This is a genomic window from Achromobacter sp. FW305-C-28 (assembly GCF_058783235.1).
Map to the genome: position 1 here is coordinate 221,111 of NZ_JBYSYL010000001.1, position 23,516 is coordinate 244,626.

Below are 23,516 nucleotides of genomic sequence, written 5' to 3' on the forward strand. Positions count from 1 at the left end.
CCAGAGGGTCAAAAACAGGTTGTCGCGTAATTCGGAAAAGGCGCCGGGTTCCCCAATGTGCCCCCTTGGGGCCTGGCGCTGATGCGTCAGGCAGGGGGCGTTCAGAAGAAGGTCTCGGCCACGTCGGTGACGCGGTACTGCTCGTCCACCAGCAGCACCTGGCGCCACTTGTCGAACGTCAGGCAGGGGTGGGAAATGTCGAAGGCGATCATGTCGCCGACCTGGATGTCGTCGGCCTCGCCGATCTGCATGAAGGCGTGCTGGTCCATCATGGCGGTCAGCTTCCATTGCGCGGGCGCGCCCTGCGGGGCGGCCTGGCCGGGGCGGTAGTGCAGTGACGGCGTCGGCAGGCCGGCGTCGAAGGCCGCGTCGCGCTTGCCCATGGCCACGATGGCGCGGCCCGGCTCGGGCAGCGATTGCACGTAGGCCCAGACTTGCAGCGCGGGCTGCAGGCCCGGCTCCATTTTGTGGGCCACGGGGTTGTGGGTGTTGATGCGTTCGGCCGCCGAGCGGTAGACGCCCACGTCGTGGGACAGGTAGCAACCCGGACGCAGCACGATTTCCAGCGGCGCGCCGATGTCCAGCTGCGAGAATTCCTCGGCCACCACGTCGAACCACGCCGACCCGGCGCCGGAGATCAGCGCCGGGCCGTGCTTGCGCAGGCGGCCGGCGGTGGCCAGGCCGCGCAGCGCGTCGGTGGCGCGGCGCAGGAAGGCGCGGATGGCGGCCTCTTCCTGCAACACGCCTTCGTAGACTTCGATGCCGGCCAGGGCCAGGCCGGGCCAGCGTCCGATTTCCTCGACCACGGCCTGCAGTTGCGCGTCGTCGCGCACGCCGGTGCGCCCGCCCGTGGGGCCCAGCTCGATCAGGACGGGCAGCACCAGCCCTTGCTCGCCGAAATAGCGGCCCAGCTGGGCGGCATTGGCGGCAGAGTCGACGATGCAGAAAAAGGTGAAGGCGGGGTCGCGCAGCAGCTTGGCGATCAAGGCCATGTTGGCGCGGCCGACCAGTTGATTGGCCATCAGCACCCGGCGGATGCCGTGCTGATAGGCGGCGGCGACTTGCGGGGCGGTCGCCAGCGTGATGCCCCAGGCGCCGTTGTCGATCTGGCGCTTGAACAGCGCCGGGCTCATGGTGGTCTTGCCGTGCGGCGCCAGCTTGACGCGATACGCTTCCATGAAGCGCTGCATCCATTGCAGGTTGTGCCGCACCCGGGCCTCGTACAGCACCGCCACGGGCAGGCTGACGTCTTCGGCCAGCAGGTTCCAGTTCAGCGTCGCCACGTCGGCGGTCGTACAGGCCTCGGGGAAGGCGCCCAGGCCTTTGCCGTTGACGTCCAGAGGGGCTGCGGGGGAGGAGGAATGGGTCATGGTGGGCGCCTGCTTATGGAAAATATTTACGGCAAATCCGTTTTTTTTCATTATCGTGAAAAGAATTTACAAGCGGCAGTTGGGAGTTACCCGTAGGCGGCGGGTCGGACCGGTTGGCGCGACAATAGGCGATTCGCCGAGGAATTCGCGGGCCTGCCGCCCGTTGCCCCACACAAGGAAGAGTCATGCTGAAAGTCGCTTTGGGCCAGTTCGCCGTCAGCCGCGTCTGGGAAGAAAACGCTCAGGTCTGTGTCGATCTCATGCGGCGCGCCCGCGAGGGCGGCGCCGGCCTGCTGGTGCTGCCCGAAGGCATCCTGGCGCGCGATATCACCGATCCCCAGATCGTTCTGAAGGCCGCGCAGCCGCTGGACGGCCCCTTCATGGCGCGCTTGCTCGAGGCCAGCCGGGGTTCTGACCTGGCGACCATGATGTGCGTGCACGTGCCGACCGGCGAAGGCCGCGTCTGGAACACGCTGGTCACGATCCAGGACGGCCGCATCGTGTCGCAGTACCGCAAGCTGCACCTGTACGACGCCTTCACCATGAAGGAATCCACCAACGTCACCCCGGGCAATGACATCCCGCCGCTGCTCGAACTCGGCGGCCTGAAGATCGGCCTGATGACCTGCTACGACGTGCGCTTTCCCGAGCTGGCGCGGCGCCTGGCGCTTGACGGCGCCGACCTGCTGGTGCTGCCGGCAGCCTGGGTCCGCGGCCCGCTCAAGGAAAAACACTGGGAAGTGCTGGTCACGGCCCGCGCGCTGGAAAACACCTGCTACATCGCGGCCACCGGCGAATGCGGCGAGCGCAATATCGGCTGCAGCATGGTGGTGGACCCCTTGGGCGTGGTCACGGCCCAGGCCGGCGAGGCGCCGGCCCTGGTGTTCGCGGACATCGACCCGGAACGCCTGGCGCATGCCCGCAAGGTGCTGCCGGTGCTGGCCAACCGCCGTTTCGCGGCGCCGCAACTGGCCTGACGGCTGACGCGGCCCGCAAGCCGGGCCGCGTGGTGGCGCAAGGGGGAGAGCCACGCTGAAATCGGCAGCAGGGCCGGCCCCCGACCCGCGGCAGGCGGCCGGTCCGGCATGGTGTAATACTGGCTTGATTTCCTTGCCGTCTTCCCCCATCTGCTGCCAATGAGCAACGATCTCTTCGCGGCCGATCCTGCGCATCGGCCCTATGTGCCGCTGGCTGAACGCCTGCGCCCGCGTTCGCTGGCCGACGTGGTCGGCCAGTCGCACCTGCTAGGCCCCGACAAGCCCCTGCGCGTCGCCTTCGAATCCGGCCGTCCGCACTCCATGATCTTCTGGGGGCCGCCCGGCGTGGGCAAGACCACGCTGGCGCGCCTGATGGCCGACGGCTTCGACGCCCAGTTCATCGCCATTTCCGCCGTGCTGGGCGGGGTCAAGGACATCCGCGACGCGGTCACGGTGGCCCAGGTGGCCCAGGGCCAGGGCCGCCGCACCATCCTGTTCGTCGACGAGGTGCACCGCTTCAACAAGGCGCAGCAGGACGCCTTCCTGCCCTACGTCGAAAGCGGCCTGTTCACCTTCATCGGCGCGACCACGGAAAACCCCTCGTTCGAGGTCAATTCCGCGTTGCTGTCGCGCGCCCGCGTCTACGTGCTGCAGTCGCTCACCGCCGAAGAACTGCAACAACTGGTCGACCGCGCCGCCCAAGCGCTCAACGACGGCCTGGAAGACGACGCCCGGATCCACATCGCGCCCGATGCGCGCGAACAACTCGCCGCCTGGGCCGACGGCGACGCGCGCCGCCTCATCAGCGCCGTGGAAGTGGTGGCCGAATCCGCCCAGTCCGCCGGCCGCGACACGGTCGATGCCGAGTGGCTGGAAATCTCGCTATCGCAGAACCTGCGGCGCTTCGACAAGGGCGGCGATGCCTTCTACGACCAGATCAGCGCGCTGCACAAGTCGGTGCGCGGCTCCAACCCCGACGCCGCGCTGTACTGGTTCTGCCGCATGATCGACGGCGGCGCCGACCCGAAGTACCTGTCGCGCCGGCTGGTGCGCATGGCCGTCGAGGACATCGGCCTGGCCGACCCGCGCGCCACCGACCTGGCCGTGAACGGCGCCGACATCTACGAACGCCTGGGTTCACCCGAAGGCGAACTGGCGCTTGCCCAGGCGGTGGTCTACATGGCCTGTGCGGCCAAGTCCAACGCCGTCTACAACGCCTACAACCAGGCCCGCAAGTTCGCCGCCGAGCACGGCAGCGCGCCGGTGCCCATCCATCTGCGCAATGCGCCCACCAAGCTCATGAAGCAATTGGGCCACGGCAAGGCCTACCGCTATGCCCACGACGAGCCCCATGGCTACGCCGCGGCCGAGCAATATTTCCCCGATGGGCTCAATCCGTCCTTCTATCGGCCAACCGATCGCGGCCTGGAGGCTAAAATCCAGCAAAAGTTGGCATTTCTGCGCCAGCTGGACGCAGAAGAACGTGCCAAGAAACGGTAACGGGCGCCGCCCGTTGCTTCTCGCAACCTCACCGACACCACTATGCTAGACCCGATACTGCTGCGCAAAGACCTGCAAACCGTCGTAGACCGCCTCAAGAGCCGTGGCGTGTCCTTCGACACGGAACGGTTCAACGAGCTGGAATCTCGCCGCAAGGCCGTCCAGACCGAAACCGAATCCCTGCAGGCCCGCCGCAACGCGCTGGCCAAGCAGATCGGTCAGCTCAAGGCCAAGGGCGAAGACGCCAGCGCCGTCATGGCGGAATCGCAGGCCGTGCCCGAACGCCTGAAGCAGCTGGAAGAGGAACTGGCCTCCTTGCAGCAGCCGCTGAACGAGCTGCTGATGTCGGTGCCGAACCTGCCGCACGCCAGCGTGCCGCTGGGTGAATCGGCCGACGACAACGTCGAAATCCGCCGCTGGCTGCCCGCCGCGGCCGGCGCCGACGGCAATCCGCAGCCGCTGGCCTTCGAGGCCCGCGACCACGTGGCCATCGGCGAACCGCTGGGCCTGGATTTCGACATGGCCGCCAAGCTGTCGGGCGCGCGCTTCTCGTTCATGCGCGGCCCCATCGCCCGCCTGCACCGCGCGCTGTCGCAGTTCATGCTGGACCTGCAGACCGGTACCCACGGCTACACCGAGTGCTACACGCCGTACATCGTCAACGCTTCGACGCTGTACGGCACCGGCCAGCTGCCCAAGTTCAAGGACGACATGTTCGCCGTATCCAAGGGCGGCGGCGACGACGATCCCAAGGTCGACGAGCACGGCAAGCCCTTCGTGCGCGAAGACCAATACCTGATTTCCACCTCGGAAATCACGCTGACCAGCGTGGCGCGCGACACCATCCAGGCCGCCGCCGACCTGCCGCTCAAGCTCACCGCCCACACGCCGTGCTTCCGTTCCGAAGCCGGCAGCGGTGGCCGCGATACCCGCGGCATGATCCGCCAGCACCAGTTCGACAAGGTCGAAATGGTGCAGATCACGCAACCGGACCAGTCCTACGCTGCGCTCGAAGACATGGTCGGTCACGCCGAACGCGTGTTGCAGCTGCTGGGCCTGCCGTACCGCGTGGTGCTGCTGTGCACGGGCGACATGGGTTTCGGCTCTGCCAAGACGTACGACCTGGAAGTCTGGCTGCCGGCACAGAACACCTGGCGCGAGATCTCGTCGGTGTCCAACTGCGAAACCTTTCAGGCCCGCCGCATGCAGGCGCGTTTCCGCAATGCCCAGGGCAAGCCGGAATACGTGCACACGCTCAACGGTTCCGGCCTGGCGGTGGGCCGCGCGCTGGTGGCCGTGCTCGAAAACCACCAGCAAGCCGATGGCAGCGTCCTGGTTCCCGAAGCGCTGCAGCCGTACATGGGCGGCCTGACGGTATTGAAGCCCTGACGCCTGTCGAGGTATTTGCAGAATAAAAAACGGAGCCTCGGCTCCGTTTTTTTTATTGCTGCCGGCAAGGAATGGCTTGTCCTGGCGTACGCCATACGCCACAAGGCGGATGGAGCGAATAACCCCGCCTGCCTATCATCGAGACATATTTCTGACTTGTTGGGAGATTATGCTCAACGCATGAGTGCTTGATTTTGATGTGAGCAATTGTGTATTTTCAATAAAAGGGCCGGATAGTTACGGCACAATACGCATGCGTTCTACACGCTTCATTCACTTATATAACAAGGAGTTGTCCATGACTTCAAGAATGATTGGAGATTTTCGTGTGAGATGCTCTGTGGCTCAAGATGACGAGCAGGGCTTCCGCGTGCAGATATGGACTCGCCGCGTAGGCGGAACCGCACCGGAAAAATGCTGGACGGTACCGGGACAGGTACCGTTCGCAAGCTTGCACGAAGCAGAACAGGAAAGCCGGCAATTGTTTGAAGAAATCAATGGTGTGCGTTTCAACGGTGAACCGGAGTTTGCTCATGCGTCCGCATAATGGCTGGTGGCGGGCGTCGAGTGCACCGCGCCGCTGGATCGATCTTGTTCAGGAATCGTCGCGTTGGGCTGATGGCAAGCCCACCCCGGCGCCGCAGCATCCGCCTGTCGTCTCGGCAGGCAAACCCGTCCAGGCTCCCGCAGCCTGACACGCTTTCTCCGGGGTACCGGAAATTGCCCCGCAGAAAAAAAGGCCACTCGTTAGAGTGGCCTTTGTTTTGAGCGGTGCGCCGGCAGGAGCTGCCGGCGGGGAATCAACGGCGCCAGTCGCCGCGGCCGTGGTAGTAGCCCGGGCCGGGGCCGCGATAGTAGCCGTGACCGCGCCAGTAGCCGCCGCCGCGGATATAGACCGGAGCCGGGTAGACCACCGGGGGCGCGACATAGACGGGCGCCGGACGGTAGTAGACCGGGGGCGGCGGCGCGTAGACCGGCGCCGGCGCGACATAGACGGGGGCGGGGGCGACATACACCGGGGCCGGGTAGACCACCCCGGGCACACCGATGGAAATCCCGACGTCCACGCGAGCCAACGCGACGCTGGAGATCAGCAGACCCGCTGCACCCACACCTGCGATTAGCCATTTTTTCATGTTGCACCTGCCTACTGCGTGACGCAGCAAAGTTGAGTATTCGTTAGGCCCATTTTCGGTCTTTTCGGTTCTGCGTGGGTAAGCAGGCCTGCCTCAATAGCGACAATCCGCAACGGCTGTCGCCCGTCGGGCGGGCCGCTTGCTGCATTGCCGCAGATTCGCGCCTCTCTGGTAAACCCGCAGTTGAAATCGACTGAAATACGGCGGCTTGCCCTGGACCCGAGGGGTTGGGTTACAGGTAGTCACCATCAGGGTGCCGCGATTCCCGTGATGACAACACCAGTACGGCTGCCCTGGACGCGGGTCAGGCTTCGCCGGGTTGCTGGCAGCGGAATTCCACCACCCAGACCCAGGGGTTGGCGGCCCAGGCGTGCGCGCCATAGCGTTCGCACCAAGTCAAGGCAAACGCGGTTTGCAGGGGTACGCCTGGCAAGAGTGCCGAGGATTGGTAAAGCGCTTGCGTGCCTTCGGCGCGGGCGTCGGCGTCCGACAGTTTCTGCAGGCGCTGGATGCGTACGCCCACCACGACCGCGGTGGCAAACGGCTTGCCCGTTTCGTCCACCAGGCTGATGCTCTCGCCGGATTTGCCATATGGACAACTGACCCATGGCGAGGTCTTGCGCAGTTCTGCCGAGCCTTCCTTGGCGGGCCCCATCGCGACCCATTTCCCGGAATCGGATGCATCCGCATACCAGGCGGTGGTGGGCTTGGTGGGTTGCGGTTTGACGATGCGCCGGGTTTGCACCTTATAGCCGTCCAGGATGGCTTGCTTGAGCGGCTCGCTGAATTGAAGTGCCTGCCTTTTCATACGCTCGCTGTTCCCCTCACGATCAACGCTTGCGCGCTAATGATGCTGCGGCCGAGTCGACGCGTGCCAACATGGCGGGCTATATAAGCCTCGCACGAACAGTATGACGCGTCGTCGCCGCCATGTCAGGCAAAGGGTTAATTGTGTGTCTTTTTGAATACGCCTGGACGTTGTTTGTATACTCGAACCATGAACACAGACCTGCATGATCTCAAGCCCGGTTACTACTGGTACACCATGGCCTCCGACCCGCTGGCCGTCATCCATATCCACGAAGACGGCGGCGCTACGCTCATGGGCACCGACTATCGCCTGGGCGCCGAAGGCGTGGCCGACATGATTCGCCAGGGGCAGCGTTTCTTCTGGATCGAACCGCCGCAGCAAGCTTGATCCGGCGCGGCGTTGTTTGCCGCGAACCGCCAGCGCTGCGCGTCTAGGACGCCGCCATGACTGACCTGTTGTTAAACAACGTTCGCCTGCCTGATGGCACCGCGGCCGACGTGCTGGTAAGCCGCGGCTGTATCGAACGCATCGGCCCCAACCTGCAGGCGCCTGCCGAGGTGCCGCGAGAGTCCGGTGAGGGCGCATTGCTCCTGCCGGGCCTGGTGGAAGGGCATACCCATCTGGACAAGACCACCTGGGATTCGCCCTGGTACGTAAACCAGGTGGGGCCGGCCCTGACCGACCGCATCGACAATGAACGTGCCTGGCGCGCCACCAGTGGCCATGATGCTGCCGCGCATTCGCGGGCCCTGGCGCTGGCCTTCCTGCGCGAAGGCACGACCCGCATCCGCAGCCATGTCGACGTCGATACCGACGCCGGACTGCGCCATCTGGATGGCGTGCACCAGACCCGCGAGGCGCTGGCCGGGCGGGTGGAAATCCAGACCGTGGCGTTTCCGCAGTCGGGTCTGTTGATCCGGCCCGGCACCGCGGCGTTGCTGGACGAGGCGCTGGCGCAAGGCGCCGACGTGCTGGGCGGGCTGGACCCGTCCGCCATCGATCGCGATCCGGCGCAGTCGCTGGACGTGCTGTTCGGCCTGGCCGACAAGCATGGCAAACCCGTCGATATTCATCTGCACGAGCCTGGCGACCTGGGCGCTTTCACACTCGACCTGATCCTGGATCGCACCGAGGCCCTGGGCCTGGCCGGCCGGGTCGTCATCAGCCATGCATTCTGTCTGGGCGGGGTCGATGCCAAGCGTCTGGACGGCCTGCTCAAGCGCATGGCCGCGCTGGACGTGGCCGTGCTGACCACGGCGCCGCCGTCGCGTCCCGTGCCCGCCGTGCGCGCCTGTCGCGAGGCCGGCGTGACGATCTTTGGCGGCAATGACGGCATCCGCGATACCTGGACGCCCTATGGCAGCCCCGACATGCTGGCGCGCGCCATGATGATCGGCCTGCGCAACGACCTGCGCCGCGACGACGAAGTGCAATGGGCGTTTGATTGTGTCAGCGCCAGCGCGGCCCGTGCCTGTGGTTTCGCCGATTACGGACTGACGCCGGGCGCGCGCGCCGACCTGGTACTGGTACAGGCCAGCGGCGTGGCCGAAGCCGTGGCGCAACGCGCGCCGCGCCGTCTGGTGGTGTCGAGGGGTCGCATCGTGGCGCGCCACGGCCAATTGCTGGACGATCTGGCGGCCTAGCGCTCGGCCAAGTCCACGAAGGCGCGCATCAATTCCGAGCGCACGCCCGAACGCGGCCAGATCGCGCCGACCGTGCGCGTGGGGCAGGGCGAGGGCAGCGGCCACCGCTTGACGGGCGCGGTCGATGCGCCCGTGGTGGCCCAATCGGGCAACAGCGCCACGCCCAACCCTTCCGACACCAGCTTGGCGATGGAATCGATGCCGTCCAGCTCGAACCGTACCTGCGGGCGCAGGTTGCGGGCGCGCAGGTAGTCGTCGGCCATGCGGCCGCCCACCACGCTGCGGTCATAGCGGATATAGGGTTCGCGCGCGATCACGGCCAGCGGGTCGTCCACCACCATGTCCACCGGCGTCACCAGCACCAGCGGCTCGCGCCGCAGGTCGCGCCAGACGCAGGATTTCGGCAGCGTGAACATGGGGTGCACCAGCAGCGCGCCGTCCAGTTCGCTGGCCAGCACCTTGCTGTAGAGCAGGGTGGTGGGCGCCGGTTCGATGTAGATCTCGATATGTGGATGGCGCGCCGCCCAGGTGCGCAGCATCGGCGGCATGATGCCGGTCAGGGCCGTGGGCGTGGCGCCCAGGCGCAGCGGGCCGGCGGGCAGGTCCGATTCGGTGGCGGCCGAACGCAGGTCGCGCAGGTCACGCAGCACGTTGCGCGCGCGTTCCAGGATGCGGGTGCCGGCCGCGGTGGGCTTGACGGTGCGGCCCGACCGCGCGATGAGCGCGCTGCCCATGTCCGCTTCCAGGGCGCGCAGCCGCTGCTGCACCGTGGCGGGCGTCAGCCCCTGGTGGCGGGCCGCCTGTGCGATGGAACCCAGTTCCACCACGTGTACATAGGTCTGCAGGAATCTCGAATCCACGGGCGCGCGCTCTTAAAAGATGTTTTTTCCATATTCTAAAGATGGTTCAAGATAATTGTTTGTTTCTTTGCTGAGGGCAAGAATGCGGTTCAGCGTTGCGCCGGCGCAAAGCGCGCCGGCGTCGTAACCCGCACTATTCCCTTATCAGGAGCCAGCCGTGCCCATCATTGAATCCATCGACGTTTGCGCCGCCGCGGTGCCCTTGGACAAGGTCACTTCGTTTTCGAACCGCACCGTGTCCACGCGCCACTACGGCCTGGTCAAGGTCCGCAGCGCCGACGGCGTGGAAGGCATCGGCTTTTGCTACGTCGGCAGCGCCGGGGGCGAGATCTTCGAAGCCGCGGTACGGAGCCTGCTGGCGCCGGTGCTGCTGGGCCGCGATTCGCACGCGGTCGAAGGCCTATGGCAGGCCATGTACCAGGAAGCGCTGCTGCAAGGGCGCCAGGGCACGGTGATGCGCGCGCTCAGCGCACTGGACATCGCCCTGTGGGACCTGAACGCCAAGAGCGCCGGCCTGCCGCTGCACAAGTTCCTGGGCGCGATGGAACTGGAAACCGTGCCGGCCTACGCCAGCGGCGGCTATTACCTGGACGGCAAGACGCCGCAGCACCTGGGCGAGGAAATGGCCAGCTACGTCGCCAAGGGCTTCAAAGCCGTCAAGATGAAGACGGGCCGTCTGTCGCCGCGCGAAGAAGAGGCGCGGCTGAAGGCCGCGCGCGAAGCCGTGGGGCCGGACGTGGAACTGATGATGGACTGCAATAACGCCTGGCAGGACGTGACTCAGGCCATGCAGTACATCCGCCGTTTCGAGCAGTACGAACCCTATTTCATCGAAGAGCCGTTCGGCCCGGACGACATCGACAGCCACGCCAAGCTGGCGCGCCTGACGCACCTGCCCATCGCCACGGCCGAGATCGGCTACGGCCGCTGGTACCACAAGGAACTGCTGGACAAGGGCGCGGCGGGCATCCTGCAGACCGACGCGGCCGTCTGCGGCGGTATTACCGAATGGAAGCGCATCGCCGCCACGGCCGCCAGCTATGGCGTGGTGGTATGCCCGCACTGGTTCCACGACGTGCACGCGCCGCTGGTGGCCGCCACGCCCAATGCGCGCTATGTTGAGTTTTTCTGGGACGATCAGGTCCTGAATTTCCGCAAGCTGGTGGATCGTCAACTGACCCATAAGGAAGGCCGCGTGGTGCTGCACCAGGAACCCGGCCTGGGATTCGGTTTCGACGAACGCATGGTCGAGCGTTACGGCAAATGGACCCGCATCGGCCGCTGACGAGGAGAGCATTCATGAGCATCCAAGCCGCGGACCGGCCGCAAGGCGTGTATTCCCCGGTCCTTACGCCCTTCAACGCGGACCTGTCGCCCAGCGCGCCGCGCTTTGTCGGGCACTGCCGCGCGCTGCTGGAACAGGGCGCGGGGCTGGCAATCTTCGGTACGAACTCCGAGGCGAATTCGCTCAGCGTGGCCGAAAAGCGCCACCTGCTCGATGCCTTGCTGGATGCCGGCCTGCCGGCTGCTCGCATGATGCCGGGCACCGGCGCGTGCGCGCTGCCCGATGCGGTGGAGCTGACCCGCCATGCGGTCAACGCGGGCTGCGGCGGGGTGCTGATGCTGCCGCCTTTCTACTACAAGGGCGTCAGCGACGAAGGCCTGTTCCGCGCCTTTGCGCACGTGATCGAGCGGGTGGCCGATGAGCGTCTGCGCATCTACCTGTATCACATCCCGCCGGTGTCGGGCGTGCCCATCAGCCTGGAGCTGATCGACCGCCTGCTGGGAGAATTTCCCGGCATCGTTGCCGGCATCAAGGACAGCTCGGGCGATTGGGCCAACACCCAGGCCATGCTGCGCGATTTCCAACCGCGCGGCTTCGACGTGTTCGCGGGTACGGAAACCGTGCTGCTGGAGACGATGCGGGCGGGTGGCGCGGGTTGCATCACCGCCACCGGCAACGTCAATGCCGGTCCGATCGTGGCGCTGTACCGGTCGTGGCAAGAGACGGGCGCAGAAGACCGGCAGCGTGCCTTGAATGACACCCGCGCCATCTTCCAGGCGTATCCGATGATTCCGGCCATGAAGGCCGCGATCGCGCAGCGGCGCAACGATCCGGTGTGGGCAACGGTGCGGCCGCCGCTGGTGGAATTGACCGACGCGCAGGCGGCGCAACTGGCACAGCGCCTGGCGGCGCCGGTGGTTTAAGTCACAGGCAGGACAAGCCGCCCGAGAGGCACGCTGCATCGCGGCTGGCCAGGCGGGCGGCAAGCAGGGCTTACTTAAACAGTCGCCGGGCATGAACCCGGCGCGCGAGGAGACAAGCATGCAACGTAGGCATTTCATTACCGGCGCCGCGGCGCTGGGGGCGGCGCTCGTCCTGCCGTCGGCCCGGGCGCAGGATCTGCCGCCCGGTCCGGTCAAGATCGTGGTGGGGTTTCCGGCAGGCGGCGGCACGGACGTGCTGGCACGCCTGTTGGGCCAGAAGCTGGGCGTGATGTGGGGCATCCCGGTGATCGTCGAAAACCGCGCGGGCGCGGCCGGCATCATCGCGGCCGAACAGGTGGCGCGCCAGCAGGGTGACGGCAACACGCTGCTGATGGCCCACGTGAACAGCCACGGCATCGCGCCGGGCCTGCAGCCCAAGCTGGGTTATTCGGCCGAGCGGGATTTCTCGCCCATCGCATTGGTGGGCAAGACCCCCACGCTGCTGATCGGCGGCGCGGACCAGCCCGCCAAGACCCTGCCGGACCTGGTGGCGCTGTGCCGGGCCCAGCCGGGCAAGATCATCTTCGGGTCCGCGGGCAGCGGCTCGGCCCAGCACCTGGCGCTGGAGATTTTCAAGGCGCGCGCCAGTATCGACGTGCTGCATGTGCCCTACAAGGGGTCGGCGCCGTTGATGAACGACCTGATGGGCGGCCATGTGCAGTACTGCTTCGAAGGCATGACCACCGCCACGCCGCTGATCCAGTCGGGCAAGGTGATTGCGCTGGCGCAGACTTTGCAGCAGCGGTCCAAGAGCCAGCCCAACGTGCCCACCGTGGCCGAGCAAGGCTATCCCGGGTTCGAAGCCAGTATCTGGTTCGGCATGGTCGGCCCGGCCAAGATGCCTGCCGCCATGGTCCAGCGCATGAATCAGGACATCGACCGGGTGTTGGCGATGGCCGAGGTGCAAGAGAAACTGGCGCAGGTGGGGGCCGAGGATGGCGGCGGCAGTGTGCAGCGCTTTGCCGATTTCATGCGGGATGAGCAGCGCAAATATGCCAAGACCATCCAGGACGCGAAGATCGTGGCCGAAGGTTGAGCGGGCGCGGTGTCTCCCAGCAAGGCGGCCTGTCAGGCCGCCTTTTTTTGCGCGTCGTCAACGCGCAGGGATACCGGCGCAGGCAAGATGGACGCTCGCCAGCCGGGGCGGGCGAGTCAAACAGGGGAACTTCCGTCAAATAGTTCTGCATTTCGCCGGTTGTCGGCGAAATCCGGACTGCTAGCATCATCGGGACCCTCGCGAGAACCCTCGAATTCGAACTCTCCGGCGGCATTTTCCTTGATGCATGATGACTAATATTTAGGGGCGGACCATCCAGGGCTTGCGGGCATCTGGTCGACATTGGCAGCGCAGTTTCATGCGATGTCACTGCAGCCGCCGGAACGCGCCTTCAATCCTGCCCGGGTGGTAGCTGGAGGCAGTATGAATAATTGGAAGCTTGGAACCCGCCTGGCGGGTGGATTTGCCGTCTTGCTGGCCATGATCATCACGATGTGCATCGTGGGTCTGGTCAGCCTGGCCAACATCAACGCATCGGTCGAGACCGTCACGCAGCGGTCGCTGATCAAAGAACGCCTGATCAGCGATTGGGCCCGCAATATCCAGAGCGGCGTCACGCGAACCACCGCGATCGCCAAGAGCGCCGACGCCAGCCTGGCTGGCTTCTTCGCGGAAGAGGCCGCCACGTCCACGCGCAATTCGTCAGCGTTGCAGCAAAAGATCGAACCCATGATCGAAAGCCCCGAAGAGCGGCAGCTCTGGGAAGGCATCGGCAAATCGCGGGCGGAATACCTGCGTACGCGCGATGGCATCTTCAAGGCCAAGCAGGAAGGCAATGTCGAAGCCGCCAACAAGATCTTCACGCAGGAGTTCCTGCCGGCCACGCGCCAGTTCATCGACCAGATCACGAAGCTGTCCAATCTGCAGCGTGCCGACATCGACGCCCAGGGCGCCGAGATCGAGAGCGCTTATGGGGTAGCCAATTTCTGGATGATCGCCATCGGGTCCATCGCGGTCGTCAGCGGCCTGCTGCTGGCGGTCTTGCTGACGCGCGGCATTACCCGGCCGTTGTCCCAGGCGGTGCGCGTGGCGCGCACGGTGGCCGCCAACGATCTGACCAGCGCCATCAGCGTGAGCTCGCGCGACGAGATCGGCCAACTGATGCAGGCGCTGGAATCCATGAATGCCACGTTGGTGGGCACCGTCGCCAGGATCCGCACCGGGGTGGACAGCATTGCGTCCGCCTCGGGCGAGATCGCGGCCGGCAATGCCGATCTGTCTTCCCGTACCGAGCAGCAGGCGGCGTCGCTGGAAGAAACCGCCGCGTCCATGGAAGAGCTGTCGTCCACTGTGAAGCAGAATGCCGACAGCGCCAGGCAGGCGAACCAGCTTGCCGCGGCGGCGTCGGACACGGCATCGCGGGGCGGCGCCACGGTCTCCGAAGTCGTCAGCACGATGAGCGCCATTTCGGCCAGCTCGGTCAAGATCGCCGATATCGTTTCCGTGATCGATGGCATTGCCTTCCAGACCAATATCCTGGCCTTGAACGCCGCGGTGGAAGCGGCGCGGGCCGGCGAGCAAGGCAAGGGCTTCGCCGTGGTCGCGGCCGAGGTGCGCACCCTGGCGCAGCGCAGCGCGCAGGCGGCCAAGGAAATCAAGGTCCTGATCGAAGACACCGTGTCCAAGATCCGCCAGGGCTCGGGCAGCGCGGAGCGCGCGGGCGCGACGATGCAGGAAATCGTGAGTTCGGTGCAGCGCGTCACCGACATCATGGGCGAGATCGCCGCCGCCTCCGCCGAGCAGGCCGACGGCATCGAGCAGGTCAACCGCGCTGTCTCTCAAATGGACGAGGTGACGCAACAGAATGCCGCGCTGGTGGAAGAGGCCGCCGCGGCGGCGGGTTCCATGCAGGACCAGGCGGCGGAACTCACGCGAGCCGTCAGCGCCTTCAAGCTGCCGGCCGGCAGCCAGGTCGCGGGCCGGTCGGCCGTGGCTTCCACGGGGTCGACCGACCATCCGTCGGGCCCCGCGCTGCGAATCGCGGCGTACTGAGTCTGTCCAGCGCCTGCGGGCGTTGGGCTGAGACGTTGGGCTGAGAAAGAAAAAGGCCAATCCCGAGGGATTGGCCTTTTTGGAATACTGGCGGAGAGGGTGGGATTCGAACCCACGGTACGGGGATACCGTACGCCTGATTTCGAGTCAGGTACATTCGACCACTCTGCCACCTCTCCGTGGCTGGATTCCGTAACGGCGTCTGGTCTTGCGCAAATGGGGGTTAGGCCATCAGCGCCTTTCCTTTCACAATCAGATCCCTGGTCGGAAGAATCTGCGTTGTCGGAGCAGCGAAGCCCGCAATTCTACAGCAAAAAAATAATTTGTGTAAAGCCCCCCGGTCTCGTCGGCTACAGGGAGTTTCATCGGCTTTCGCGGCGGGCATTCTTTGCGCAGAATCGGACTGTCGCGACCCTGCCGCCTGGCCCCGATGAACCTGATCCTCATCCTGCTGCTTGCCGCCGTTCTGTGCGTTCCCCTGACCCAGCGGCTGGGGCTGGGCGCCATCCCGGGCTACCTGCTGGCCGGGGTGCTGGTGGGGCCGTCGTGCCTGAAGCTGGTGACCGACGTGGGCGACATGGTCAACGTGTCGCAGTGGGGCGTGGTGATGATGCTGTTCATCATCGGCCTGGAACTGGCGCCCAAGCGGCTGTGGGCCATGCGCCGCGAGGTCTTCGCACTGGGATCGCTGCAGATGCTGGTGTGCGGTCTGTTGCTGGGGCTGGTGTTCGGCGCGGCGCTGCGCCACTTGGCGGGCATGGAGTGGCAGGCGGCGGTGCTGTGCGGGCTGTCGCTGGCCTTGTCGTCGACCGCCGTGGCCCTGCGTCTGCTGGACGAACGCGGGCTGACGCGCACCCCGATGGGCCGGTCGGCGCTGGGCGTGCTGCTGTTCCAGGACATGGCGGCGATTCCCATGCTGGTCGCGGCCGGCCTGCTGGGGTCGGGCAGCGCGTCCGAACCGTCCTTCAAGGAAGCGCTGATCGCGGTGGCGGTGGTGGCCGTGGCTTATCGGCTGCGCCTGCTGGGCTGGGCGGCCAAGGCCCAGGTGAATGAACTGTTCACGGCGGCGGCGCTGCTGATGGTGATCGGGACGGCGCAGCTGTTCAACTATGCGGGGCTGTCGGCGGGCCTGGGCGGATTCCTGGTGGGCGTGCTGATGGCCGAGTCGCGCTATCGCGACGAACTGGAAAGGGCCATCGATCCCTTCAAGGGCCTGCTGCTGGGATTGTTTTTCGTGGCCATCGGCATGTCCGTGAACCTGCACGTGGTGGCGGACCACTGGGCCTTCATCCTGGCGGGCGTGACGGCGCTGCTGCTGGTCAAGGCGGGGGTGCTGTACGCCTTTGCCCGCTTCCTGGGGCTGCCGCGCTATCACCGCCTGCTGTTCGCCATGGTGCTGGCGCAGGGGGGTGAATTCAGTTTCGCGATCTTCAACGAGGCCTGGAGCAATCACCTGATGGACCTGGACCAGCGCGACGTGCTGGCCGTGGTGGTGGCGATATCGATGGGCGTGGTGCCTGTCCTGATAAAACTGCTCGAACGCGTGCCCGAGCGGCTGGGCGGCATGGCGGATCTGCCTGTGGTCGAGCCCGTGCCGGAGGCCGATTCCGGCCCCCCGTCAGCCGGTGGCGAACCGCAGCCAACCGCGCCCGGCCCGCATCCGCCGGGGCGGCCGGCCCAATCCCAGGCGGACAGCCAGTCGGACAAGCCCTCTGCTTGACCCCGCGGGCCGTGGGGGCATGGCATGATTGGCGCCTTGCCGGGCAGCTACACTTGACGCTGTTTTTTCAGCCCGTGTTTCGCTCGCGGCGCCGGCCGGCGCATCTCGGCCGCCGCCCGCATTCCGCGCCCCGCCACAGGAGAATGTCTATGCTCAAAGGAAAAGTCGCAGTCGTCACCGGTTCCACCAGCGGGATCGGCCTGGGTATCGCCACGGCCCTGGCCCAGCAAGGCGCCGATATCGTCCTGAACGGCTTTGGCGATGCCGCCGAAATCGAGAAGCTGCGCGCGGTCCTGGCAGCCCAGCATGGCGTCAAGGTGCTGTACGACGGTGCCGACCTGTCCAAGGGCGATGCCGTGCGCGGCCTGATCGACAACGCCGTCCGCCAAGCCGGTCGCATCGACATCCTGGTGAACAACGCCGGCATCCAGCACACCGCGCTGATCGAGGATTTTCCCGCCGACAAGTGGGACGCCATCCTGGCGCTGAACCTGTCGGCCGTGTTCCACGGCACCGCCGCTGCGCTGCCGCACATGAAAAAGCAGGGCTTCGGCCGCATCATCAACATCGCGTCGGCGCATGGCCTGGTGGCCTCGGCCAACAAGTCGGCCTACGTGGCCGCCAAGCACGGCGTGGTGGGCTTCACCAAGGTGACGGCCCTGGAAACCGCCGGGCAAGGCATCACCGCCAACGCCATCTGCCCGGGCTGGGTGCGCACGCCCCTGGTTGAAAAGCAGATCTCGGCGCTGGCCGAAAAGAATGGCGTCGACCAGGAAACCGCCGCTCGCGACCTGCTCAGCGAAAAGCAGCCGTCGCTGCAGTTCGTCACGCCCGAGCAATTGGGCGGCACGGCCGTTTTCCTGGCGTCCGACGCCGCCGCGCAAATCACTGGTACGACCGTTTCCGTCGATGGCGGCTGGACGGCGCGCTGATAAAGGAATTTCGAATGCTGTTTTTGCTTTCCCCCGCCAAGAAGCTGGACTATGACTCGCCCGTGCACGTCGAGACCCATACCCAGCCGTTGTTCGTGGACCAGGCCGCCGGCCTGATCAAGGTGCTCAAGACCAAGAGCGCCGACGATATCTCCGACCTGATGAGCCTGAGTCCGGCCCTGTCCGAACTGAACGTGCAGCGCTATGCGCACTGGAAGCGCACGTTCACGCAGGCCAATTCACGCCAGGCCGTGCTGGCCTTCAATGGCGATGTCTACGAAGGGCTGGATGCCTCGACCCTGTCGGCCAAGCAGCTGGACTGGGCGCAAGAGCACGTGGCTATTCTGAGCGGCCTGTACGGCGTGCTGCGTCCGCTGGACCTGATGCAGCCGTACCGCCTGGAAATGGGCACGCGGTTGGCAACGCCCAAGGGCAAGAACCTGTACGAATACTGGGGCAGCGGCATCGCCGACTACCTGAACGAGCGCCAGGCCGGCCAGAAGGCGCCGGTCATCATCAACCTGGCGTCCGAGGAATACTTCAAGTCGGTCGACCTGAAGGCGCTCAAGGCCCGGGTGGTGCAGTGCGTGTTCCAGGACTGGAAGAATGGCGCCTGGAAGATCATCAGCTTCCACGCCAAGCGGGCACGCGGCCTGATGGCGCGCTACGCGATCCAGCACAAGGTCGCCAAGCCCGAAGGCCTGCACGGCTTCGACCTGGAAGGCTACAAGTTCGACGCCTCGGCCTCGTCCGAGGACAAGCTGGTGTTTCGCCGCAAGGTCTGAGCCGGCGCGAGCCCAGTAAAGACGCCGGCCTCTTGCGGGGCCGGCGTTTTGTTTTCTGCGAAGCCTGATCTCAAGCCGGCGCCGCCACCGGCGGCGCGTGCTGCGGATCCGCCAGGGCATGCAATTCCTGGCGGATCATGTGCGCCGCCTTCAGCATCTGCTTGACCGGATACACCAGCGCCGCCTGTTCGCCTTCGGTGTCGAACTGGGTGGGCAGGTTGGACGGCGGCTGGGCGCGATTTTCGTCCAGCAGGTCGACCATGCCGGTCAGCGCTTGCTGCACGGCCTCGGGTGTGGCGGGCAGGGCGGCCAGGATCGGGATGGCCGCGGTGATCTGCGAGGCCAGCACGTGGTTCTGGATCAGCAGGTTGTTCAGTTCGGGCACGCTGACCTGGTGCGATTTCGGCTCGCTCATCATGCGGTAGAAGGCCTCGGCGAAATTGCTGAACGCAATGTGCACGTTCTTGCGCGCCAGCCGCCAGGCCAGGTCGGCGTCGGTGACGGCCGGAATCTCGTCGGCAGTGGCCCCGACCGGCGCGCCATGGGCCTGCATGGCTTCGACATAGCGCAGGCCGGCCATCAGGTATTCGCGGTTGGCGCGGGTGGCGGCCGCGGCCAGCGGCTTGAGGTAGCGCGCTTCCCACCAGGGCAGGATGTAGCTGCATACCAGCGCCAGCGCGCATCCCAGCAGCGTGTCGATGGCGCGTTCGCCGATCACCGCCATCGACACGGTGCCCGGCGAGACGAAGTGGAACACCAGCACCACGAAGAGCGTGTTGAAGATGGCGCTGGCCATGTAGTTCAGCTGCACCAGGCTGTTGCCCATGATGCAGGCGGCCAGCAGCACGGCGAACAGCAGTTCGGCCCGGTCGGTGACGTTGAACAGCAGCAGGGCGCAGATGCAGCCGATCAGCGTGCCCATCAGGCGCCAGCCGTTGCGCTGGCGGGTCAGCGCGAAACCCGGCTTCATGATGATGACGATGGTCAGCATGATCCAGTAGTTGTGCGCCGAGAACGCGGGCGACAGCCAGCGGCTGGCCAGCGTCATGGCGATGGCGGCGGCGGCCGTGACGCGCAACGCATAGCGAAAGTGCGGCGAGTCCAGCCGCAGGTTGCTGGTCAGCAGCCCGAAGCGGAATTCCTGGCGCGAGATGAAGCGGGTCAGCGACTTGTTGATGCGCAGCACGTCGGTGGGCTTGGCGTGCGGCGAGGCCGCGGTATGGTCGGCCAGGCGGTCGACGATGCGGGCGGAATTGCGCAGGCGCCGCAGCACCTGGACGATCAGGGCCAGCATTTCCGGCTCGCGTTCGCCCAGGCCCTGCTGCTTGAGCTGTTCGATCTCGTATTCGATGGCGCGCAATTCTGCCTTGGCGCTGCTGCGGTACTGCACCTTGCGCCCGCGCGACACGTCCAGCGCGATGCGGTTCAGTTCCAGCGACATCTTCACCAGCGCATCGCGCATGAACATCAGGCAGTCGTTGCCGGCCAGCGCGCGGCGCAAGGCGGCGTAGTCGGTATGCGTGGCCACCAGCGTGTCGAGCAGCTGCAGCATGTCCACGAACATGTTCCAGATCATCACCCGCTGGCGGTCGCCCATGCCCTTGCCGCGGGGCAGGGCGCGCAGCACCATGTCGCGCGCGGCCTGGTGCTTTTCGGTCATGACCGACTGGCGCTGGATCAGGTTGCGGTAGGCCTCGTCCAGGTCTGCGGTTTCGTCATAGAAGGCGGCGCGCGCGGCGACGTAGTCGGCCGTGGCGAACAGCGCCACCGACATGGCCTGTTGTTCCTCGCGCAGCCAGAACAGGCGCGAGAACCCCAGGCTGAAGACGACGTAGAACAGCGCCCCGCCCAGCGTGGCAGCGGCATGCGCCAGGACCTCGTGCGGTTCGAGCGGCGAATGCATGGTCAGCGTCATCAGCAGCAGGCCGGCAAAGCCGATCAGGCCGCCGCGCTTGCCGAATACGGTGAACATGGAATAGACGAAACACTGCGCAATGACCACCAGCCAGATCAGCACGGGATGGGTCGAGGCCAATCCGGTGATGATGACGGTCAGCGTGCCCAGCGCCGCGCCGCCCAGCATTTCGTTGGTGCGGTGCCGCTGCGGGCCGCCGGGCTGGTCGATGATGGCCAGGCACTGCGCGCCGAACGTGGCGACCAGGCCCGTGGTGTAGTGGCCGAACAGCCCGCCCAGCACCAGCACCGGCAACAGCATGCCCACCCCCTGCCGCACTCCGCCGAAGAAGTAGTGGCTGTAGAGGAAACGGCGAATGCTGGCAATGCGCAGATCCATGGGCGCGTGCTCGATGGCTGAAGACCAAACAAGTATATAGATCCGCATCAGCGGCAGTGCTTTTCCCGCAACCTTTACGAATCCGGACCAAACGACATCCCTGCAACCTTCTCGCAACGGTTCGAAAACCGTCGATTTGCTACCTTTGCCGCAACGCGGTAAATTGCTCCACTTGCGCCGGTCTGCCTATCCGAAACCGGCGCGTTGAGGCGGATGGTCAGGGTCACCTCCCAGCCATCCTGCAGCAGTTACACCTGCCGTTGGCCGCGCCACAAGCGTGTGTTGCCAAGGCTTCCATTTCGACCTCCAGCGTCCCCCAGGGGCGTTTGCACTGCGTTCTGTCGAGCGTGTGCCGGGTCGGCAAGGTGTCCGGGTGGCGTGGCTCCGTGAGCCGCTAAGCGCCGGATCATGTTGTCGTAGCCGGTATGGGTTCCGTTGCCGCCGTATCCGGGCGGGCAGCAGTCAGGGTTGCAGGGCCGGTACTGAAAGGAAATACAACATGGAACTGAATGGCGCCGATATCGTCGTGCGCTGCCTGGCCGATGAAGGCGTGGAACACGTTTTCGGCTACCCCGGCGGCGCAGTGCTTTACATCTACGACGCGATCTTCAAGCAAGACAAATTTCAGCATATCCTGGTTCGTCACGAGCAAGCCGCCGTGCACGCCGCCGATGCCTATTCGCGCTCGTCGCAAAAGGTCGGCGTCTGCCTGGTGACCAGCGGACCGGGCGTGACCAATGCCGTCACCGGCATTGCCACCGCCTATATGGATTCCATCCCCATGGTCATCATCAGCGGGCAAGTGCCCACTGCGGCCATCGGCGAGGACGCCTTCCAGGAATGCGACACCGTCGGCATCACGCGTCCCTGCGTCAAGCACAACTTCCTGGTGCGTGACGTCAAGGACTTGGCCGAAACCATGCGCCGCGCGTTCTACATCGCGCGCACCGGCCGTCCCGGCCCGGTGCTGGTGGATATCCCCAAGGACATCACCGTCGCGCAGTGCAAGTACACCCCGCCCAAGGGCGAGATCTCGATGCGTTCCTATGCGCCCGTCAATAAGGGCCACCAGGGGCAGATCAAGAAAGCCGTGCAGATGCTTCTGGCCGCCGAGCGGCCGATGATCTACACCGGCGGCGGGGTCATCCTGTCGAACGCCGCGCCCGAGCTGAACAAGCTCGTGTCGCAGTTGGGCGCGCCCTGCACCAGCACCCTGATGGGCCTGGGCGGCTACCCCGCCAGCAGCGGCCAGTTCGTGGGCATGCCCGGCATGCACGGCACGTACGAGGCCAACATGGCGATGCAGCACTGCGACGTGCTGCTGGCCATCGGTGCCCGCTTCGATGACCGCGTGATCGGCAATCCCAAGCACTTTGCGCAGAACGCCCGCAAGATCATCCATATCGATATCGACCCGTCGTCGATTTCCAAGCGCGTGCGCGTGGACGTCCCGATCGTCGGCAACGTCAAGGATGTGCTGGCCGACCTGAGCGCCCAGTACGAGGTCGCGGCCGCCGAACACAAGCCGGCATCCATCACCAAGTGGTGGGAACAGGTCGAGACCTGGCGCGGCAAGGAATGCCTGAAGTTCGCCAACTCGGACGAAGTCATCAAGCCGCAATACGTGGTGGAAAAGCTCTGGGAAGTGACCGGCGGCGATGCCTTCGTCACCTCCGATGTGGGCCAGCACCAGATGTGGGCGGCGCAGTACTACAAGTTCGACAAGCCGCGCCGCTGGATCAATTCCGGCGGCCTGGGCACGATGGGCGTGGGCCTGCCGTACGCCATGGGCGTGCAGATGGCCAATCCGGGGCATGACATTGCCGTCATTACCGGCGAAGCGTCGATCCAGATGAACATCCAGGAACTGTCGACCTGCGCCCAGTACCGCCTGACGCCCAAGATCGTCTGCCTGAACAACCGCTTCCTGGGCATGGTCCGGCAGTGGCAGCAGATCGACTACGGCTCGCGCTATTCCGAGTCGTACATGGATTCGCTGCCCGACTTCGTCAAGGTCGCCGAGGCCTATGGCCACGTGGGTCTGCGCATCGAACGCCCGGCGGATGTCGAGCCGGCGCTGCGCGAAGCCTTCAAGAAGCACAAGGACCGCCTGGTCTTCCTGGACTTCATCACCGACCGCACCGAAAACGTGTGGCCGATGGTCAAGGCCGGCCGCGGGCTGACCGAAATGCTGCTTGGCTCTGAAGACCTGTAAGGAGGCCCCCATGAAGCACGTGATTTCCGTCCTCCTCGAGAATGAACCCGGCGCGCTGTCGCGCGTGGTGGGCCTGTTCTCGGCGCGGGGCTACAACATCGAGACCCTGACCGTGGCGCCGACCGAAGACGCCACGCTGTCGCGCATGACCATCGTCACGACCGGCTCGGATGAAGTCATCGAGCAGATCACCAAGCATTTGAACCGCCTGGTTGACGTGGTCAAGGTCGTGGACCTGACCGAAGGCGCCCACATCGAGCGCGAGCTGATGCTCGTGAAGGTGCGCGCGGTCGGCAAGGAACGCGAAGAGATGAAGCGCATGGCCGATATCTTCCGCGGCCGCATCATCGACGTGACCGACAAGTCCTACACCATCGAATTGACCGGGGTGCAGGAAAAAGTACAGGCCTTCCTGGAAGCCCTGGACCGCAGTGCCATCCTTGAAACCGTACGCACCGGCGTGTCCGGCATCGGCCGCGGTGAACGGATCTTGAAGATTTGACCGGCCTTCCAGGCCAAGCCGCACCCTACATCTGAACCCATCGAATATCCAAATACTGGAATCTGG

At 65.5% G+C, this 23,516-nt stretch carries 20 protein-coding genes and 1 tRNA gene; 15 read left to right on the top strand and 6 right to left on the bottom strand.

Going from position 1 to position 23,516, the window contains the following annotated elements:
- Window positions 1–101 precede the first annotated feature (101 nt).
- Complete coding sequence (locus AC3WMR_RS01040) at window positions 102–1,370, bottom strand: amino acid deaminase (RefSeq protein WP_492262312.1); 1,269 nt, start codon at window positions 1,368–1,370, stop codon at window positions 102–104.
- 185 nt (window positions 1,371–1,555) lie between these two features.
- Here AC3WMR_RS01040 and AC3WMR_RS01045 point away from each other — a divergent pair, with 185 nt between their 5' ends.
- The 4 genes from AC3WMR_RS01045 (at window position 1,556) to AC3WMR_RS01060 (ending at window position 5,783) form a co-directional block, all read left to right on the top strand.
- Complete coding sequence (locus AC3WMR_RS01045) at window positions 1,556–2,347, top strand: deaminated glutathione amidase (protein WP_492262313.1); 792 nt, start codon at window positions 1,556–1,558, stop codon at window positions 2,345–2,347.
- 159 nt (window positions 2,348–2,506) lie between these two features.
- Window positions 2,507–3,847 (top strand): replication-associated recombination protein A, encoded by a 1,341-nt coding sequence (locus AC3WMR_RS01050; RefSeq protein ID WP_492262314.1) that lies wholly within the window; start codon window positions 2,507–2,509, stop codon window positions 3,845–3,847.
- A 42-nt stretch (window positions 3,848–3,889) separates the two neighbouring features.
- A complete protein-coding gene (gene serS / locus AC3WMR_RS01055; RefSeq protein WP_492262315.1) occupies window positions 3,890–5,236 on the top strand; it encodes a serine--tRNA ligase in 1,347 nt (448 codons plus the stop codon).
- 298 nt (window positions 5,237–5,534) lie between these two features.
- Window positions 5,535–5,783, top strand: coding sequence for a hypothetical protein (locus tag AC3WMR_RS01060; RefSeq protein WP_081821581.1), 249 nt, complete (start codon window positions 5,535–5,537; stop codon window positions 5,781–5,783).
- A 253-nt stretch (window positions 5,784–6,036) separates the two neighbouring features.
- Here the strand turns inward: AC3WMR_RS01060 and AC3WMR_RS01065 are convergent, their stop codons facing one another.
- Entirely contained in the window at window positions 6,037–6,372 is a 336-nt protein-coding gene (locus tag AC3WMR_RS01065) for a virulence factor (protein WP_492262316.1), read from the bottom strand.
- 304 nt (window positions 6,373–6,676) lie between these two features.
- Window positions 6,677–7,180 carry an ASCH domain-containing protein gene (locus AC3WMR_RS01070; RefSeq protein WP_492262317.1) on the bottom strand — a complete coding sequence of 168 codons (504 nt, stop codon included), beginning with the start codon at window positions 7,178–7,180 and terminating at the stop codon, window positions 6,677–6,679.
- A gap of 189 nt (window positions 7,181–7,369) precedes the next feature.
- Here AC3WMR_RS01070 and AC3WMR_RS01075 point away from each other — a divergent pair, with 189 nt between their 5' ends.
- Entirely contained in the window at window positions 7,370–7,570 is a 201-nt protein-coding gene (locus tag AC3WMR_RS01075; protein ID WP_042884660.1) for a hypothetical protein, read from the top strand.
- Window positions 7,571–7,626: 56 nt separating this feature from the next.
- Window positions 7,627–8,826 carry an amidohydrolase family protein gene (locus AC3WMR_RS01080; RefSeq protein WP_492262318.1) on the top strand — a complete coding sequence of 400 codons (1,200 nt, stop codon included), beginning with the start codon at window positions 7,627–7,629 and terminating at the stop codon, window positions 8,824–8,826.
- Here AC3WMR_RS01080 and AC3WMR_RS01085 read toward each other — a convergent pair.
- The gene (locus tag AC3WMR_RS01085) at window positions 8,823–9,686 is read right to left on the bottom strand and encodes a LysR family transcriptional regulator (RefSeq protein ID WP_492262319.1); all 864 of its coding nucleotides are present in this window, start codon (window positions 9,684–9,686) and stop codon (window positions 8,823–8,825) included. The genes AC3WMR_RS01080 and AC3WMR_RS01085 overlap by 4 nt on opposite strands.
- 157 nt (window positions 9,687–9,843) lie before the next feature.
- Between AC3WMR_RS01085 and AC3WMR_RS01090 the strand changes: the two genes are divergently transcribed.
- From AC3WMR_RS01090 to AC3WMR_RS01105, 4 genes are all read left to right on the top strand, one after another.
- Complete coding sequence (locus tag AC3WMR_RS01090; protein ID WP_492262320.1) at window positions 9,844–10,971, top strand: mandelate racemase/muconate lactonizing enzyme family protein; 1,128 nt, start codon at window positions 9,844–9,846, stop codon at window positions 10,969–10,971.
- Between the two features lie 14 nt (window positions 10,972–10,985).
- Window positions 10,986–11,894 carry a dihydrodipicolinate synthase family protein gene (locus AC3WMR_RS01095; RefSeq protein ID WP_492262321.1) on the top strand — a complete coding sequence of 303 codons (909 nt, stop codon included), beginning with the start codon at window positions 10,986–10,988 and terminating at the stop codon, window positions 11,892–11,894.
- Between the two features lie 118 nt (window positions 11,895–12,012).
- On the top strand, window positions 12,013–12,990 hold the full coding sequence (locus AC3WMR_RS01100; RefSeq protein ID WP_492262322.1) for a Bug family tripartite tricarboxylate transporter substrate binding protein: 978 nt from the start codon (window positions 12,013–12,015) through the stop codon (window positions 12,988–12,990).
- A gap of 384 nt (window positions 12,991–13,374) precedes the next feature.
- The gene (locus tag AC3WMR_RS01105; RefSeq protein WP_492262323.1) at window positions 13,375–15,003 is read left to right on the top strand and encodes a methyl-accepting chemotaxis protein; all 1,629 of its coding nucleotides are present in this window, start codon (window positions 13,375–13,377) and stop codon (window positions 15,001–15,003) included.
- A gap of 88 nt (window positions 15,004–15,091) precedes the next feature.
- Here the strand turns inward: AC3WMR_RS01105 and AC3WMR_RS01110 are convergent.
- Window positions 15,092–15,182 (bottom strand) — tRNA-Ser (locus AC3WMR_RS01110).
- 251 nt (window positions 15,183–15,433) lie between these two features.
- Between AC3WMR_RS01110 and AC3WMR_RS01115 the strand changes: the two genes are divergently transcribed.
- From AC3WMR_RS01115 to yaaA, 3 genes are all read left to right on the top strand, one after another.
- Window positions 15,434–16,723: a cation:proton antiporter domain-containing protein gene (locus AC3WMR_RS01115; protein ID WP_492262324.1), complete on the top strand. Its 1,290-nt coding sequence runs from the start codon at window positions 15,434–15,436 to the stop codon at window positions 16,721–16,723.
- 149 nt (window positions 16,724–16,872) lie between these two features.
- Window positions 16,873–17,655 (top strand): 3-hydroxybutyrate dehydrogenase, encoded by a 783-nt coding sequence (locus AC3WMR_RS01120; protein WP_492262325.1) that lies wholly within the window; start codon window positions 16,873–16,875, stop codon window positions 17,653–17,655.
- Between the two features lie 14 nt (window positions 17,656–17,669).
- The gene (gene yaaA / locus AC3WMR_RS01125) at window positions 17,670–18,440 is read left to right on the top strand and encodes a peroxide stress protein YaaA (protein ID WP_492262326.1); all 771 of its coding nucleotides are present in this window, start codon (window positions 17,670–17,672) and stop codon (window positions 18,438–18,440) included.
- Between the two features lie 70 nt (window positions 18,441–18,510).
- On the opposite strand, the gene AC3WMR_RS01130 is transcribed toward yaaA, so the two are convergent.
- Entirely contained in the window at window positions 18,511–20,733 is a 2,223-nt protein-coding gene (locus tag AC3WMR_RS01130; protein WP_492262327.1) for an FUSC family protein, read from the bottom strand.
- A gap of 445 nt (window positions 20,734–21,178) precedes the next feature.
- On the opposite strand from AC3WMR_RS01130, the gene AC3WMR_RS01135 reads away from it, so the two are divergent.
- Both AC3WMR_RS01135 and ilvN read left to right on the top strand, forming a co-directional pair.
- Entirely contained in the window at window positions 21,179–22,948 is a 1,770-nt protein-coding gene (locus tag AC3WMR_RS01135) for an acetolactate synthase 3 catalytic subunit (protein WP_255358781.1), read from the top strand.
- Window positions 22,949–22,958: 10 nt separating this feature from the next.
- Complete coding sequence (gene ilvN, locus AC3WMR_RS01140; RefSeq protein WP_006217868.1) at window positions 22,959–23,450, top strand: acetolactate synthase small subunit; 492 nt, start codon at window positions 22,959–22,961, stop codon at window positions 23,448–23,450.
- The last annotated feature ends 66 nt before the right edge of the window (window positions 23,451–23,516 follow it).

Coding starts and splice junctions, on each gene's coding strand:
- AC3WMR_RS01040 (WP_492262312.1), bottom strand. CDS start 1,370: ATGACCCATTCCTCCTCCCCCGCAGCCCCTCTGGACGTCAACGGCAAA.
- AC3WMR_RS01045 (WP_492262313.1), top strand. CDS start 1,556: ATGCTGAAAGTCGCTTTGGGCCAGTTCGCCGTCAGCCGCGTCTGGGAA.
- AC3WMR_RS01050 (WP_492262314.1), top strand. CDS start 2,507: ATGAGCAACGATCTCTTCGCGGCCGATCCTGCGCATCGGCCCTATGTG.
- serS (WP_492262315.1), top strand. CDS start 3,890: ATGCTAGACCCGATACTGCTGCGCAAAGACCTGCAAACCGTCGTAGAC.
- AC3WMR_RS01060 (WP_081821581.1), top strand. CDS start 5,535: ATGACTTCAAGAATGATTGGAGATTTTCGTGTGAGATGCTCTGTGGCT.
- AC3WMR_RS01065 (WP_492262316.1), bottom strand. CDS start 6,372: ATGAAAAAATGGCTAATCGCAGGTGTGGGTGCAGCGGGTCTGCTGATC.
- AC3WMR_RS01070 (WP_492262317.1), bottom strand. CDS start 7,180: ATGAAAAGGCAGGCACTTCAATTCAGCGAGCCGCTCAAGCAAGCCATC.
- AC3WMR_RS01075 (WP_042884660.1), top strand. CDS start 7,370: ATGAACACAGACCTGCATGATCTCAAGCCCGGTTACTACTGGTACACC.
- AC3WMR_RS01080 (WP_492262318.1), top strand. CDS start 7,627: ATGACTGACCTGTTGTTAAACAACGTTCGCCTGCCTGATGGCACCGCG.
- AC3WMR_RS01095 (WP_492262321.1), top strand. CDS start 10,986: ATGAGCATCCAAGCCGCGGACCGGCCGCAAGGCGTGTATTCCCCGGTC.
- AC3WMR_RS01100 (WP_492262322.1), top strand. CDS start 12,013: ATGCAACGTAGGCATTTCATTACCGGCGCCGCGGCGCTGGGGGCGGCG.
- AC3WMR_RS01105 (WP_492262323.1), top strand. CDS start 13,375: ATGAATAATTGGAAGCTTGGAACCCGCCTGGCGGGTGGATTTGCCGTC.
- AC3WMR_RS01115 (WP_492262324.1), top strand. CDS start 15,434: ATGAACCTGATCCTCATCCTGCTGCTTGCCGCCGTTCTGTGCGTTCCC.
- AC3WMR_RS01120 (WP_492262325.1), top strand. CDS start 16,873: ATGCTCAAAGGAAAAGTCGCAGTCGTCACCGGTTCCACCAGCGGGATC.
- yaaA (WP_492262326.1), top strand. CDS start 17,670: ATGCTGTTTTTGCTTTCCCCCGCCAAGAAGCTGGACTATGACTCGCCC.
- AC3WMR_RS01130 (WP_492262327.1), bottom strand. CDS start 20,733: ATGGATCTGCGCATTGCCAGCATTCGCCGTTTCCTCTACAGCCACTAC.
- ilvN (WP_006217868.1), top strand. CDS start 22,959: ATGAAGCACGTGATTTCCGTCCTCCTCGAGAATGAACCCGGCGCGCTG.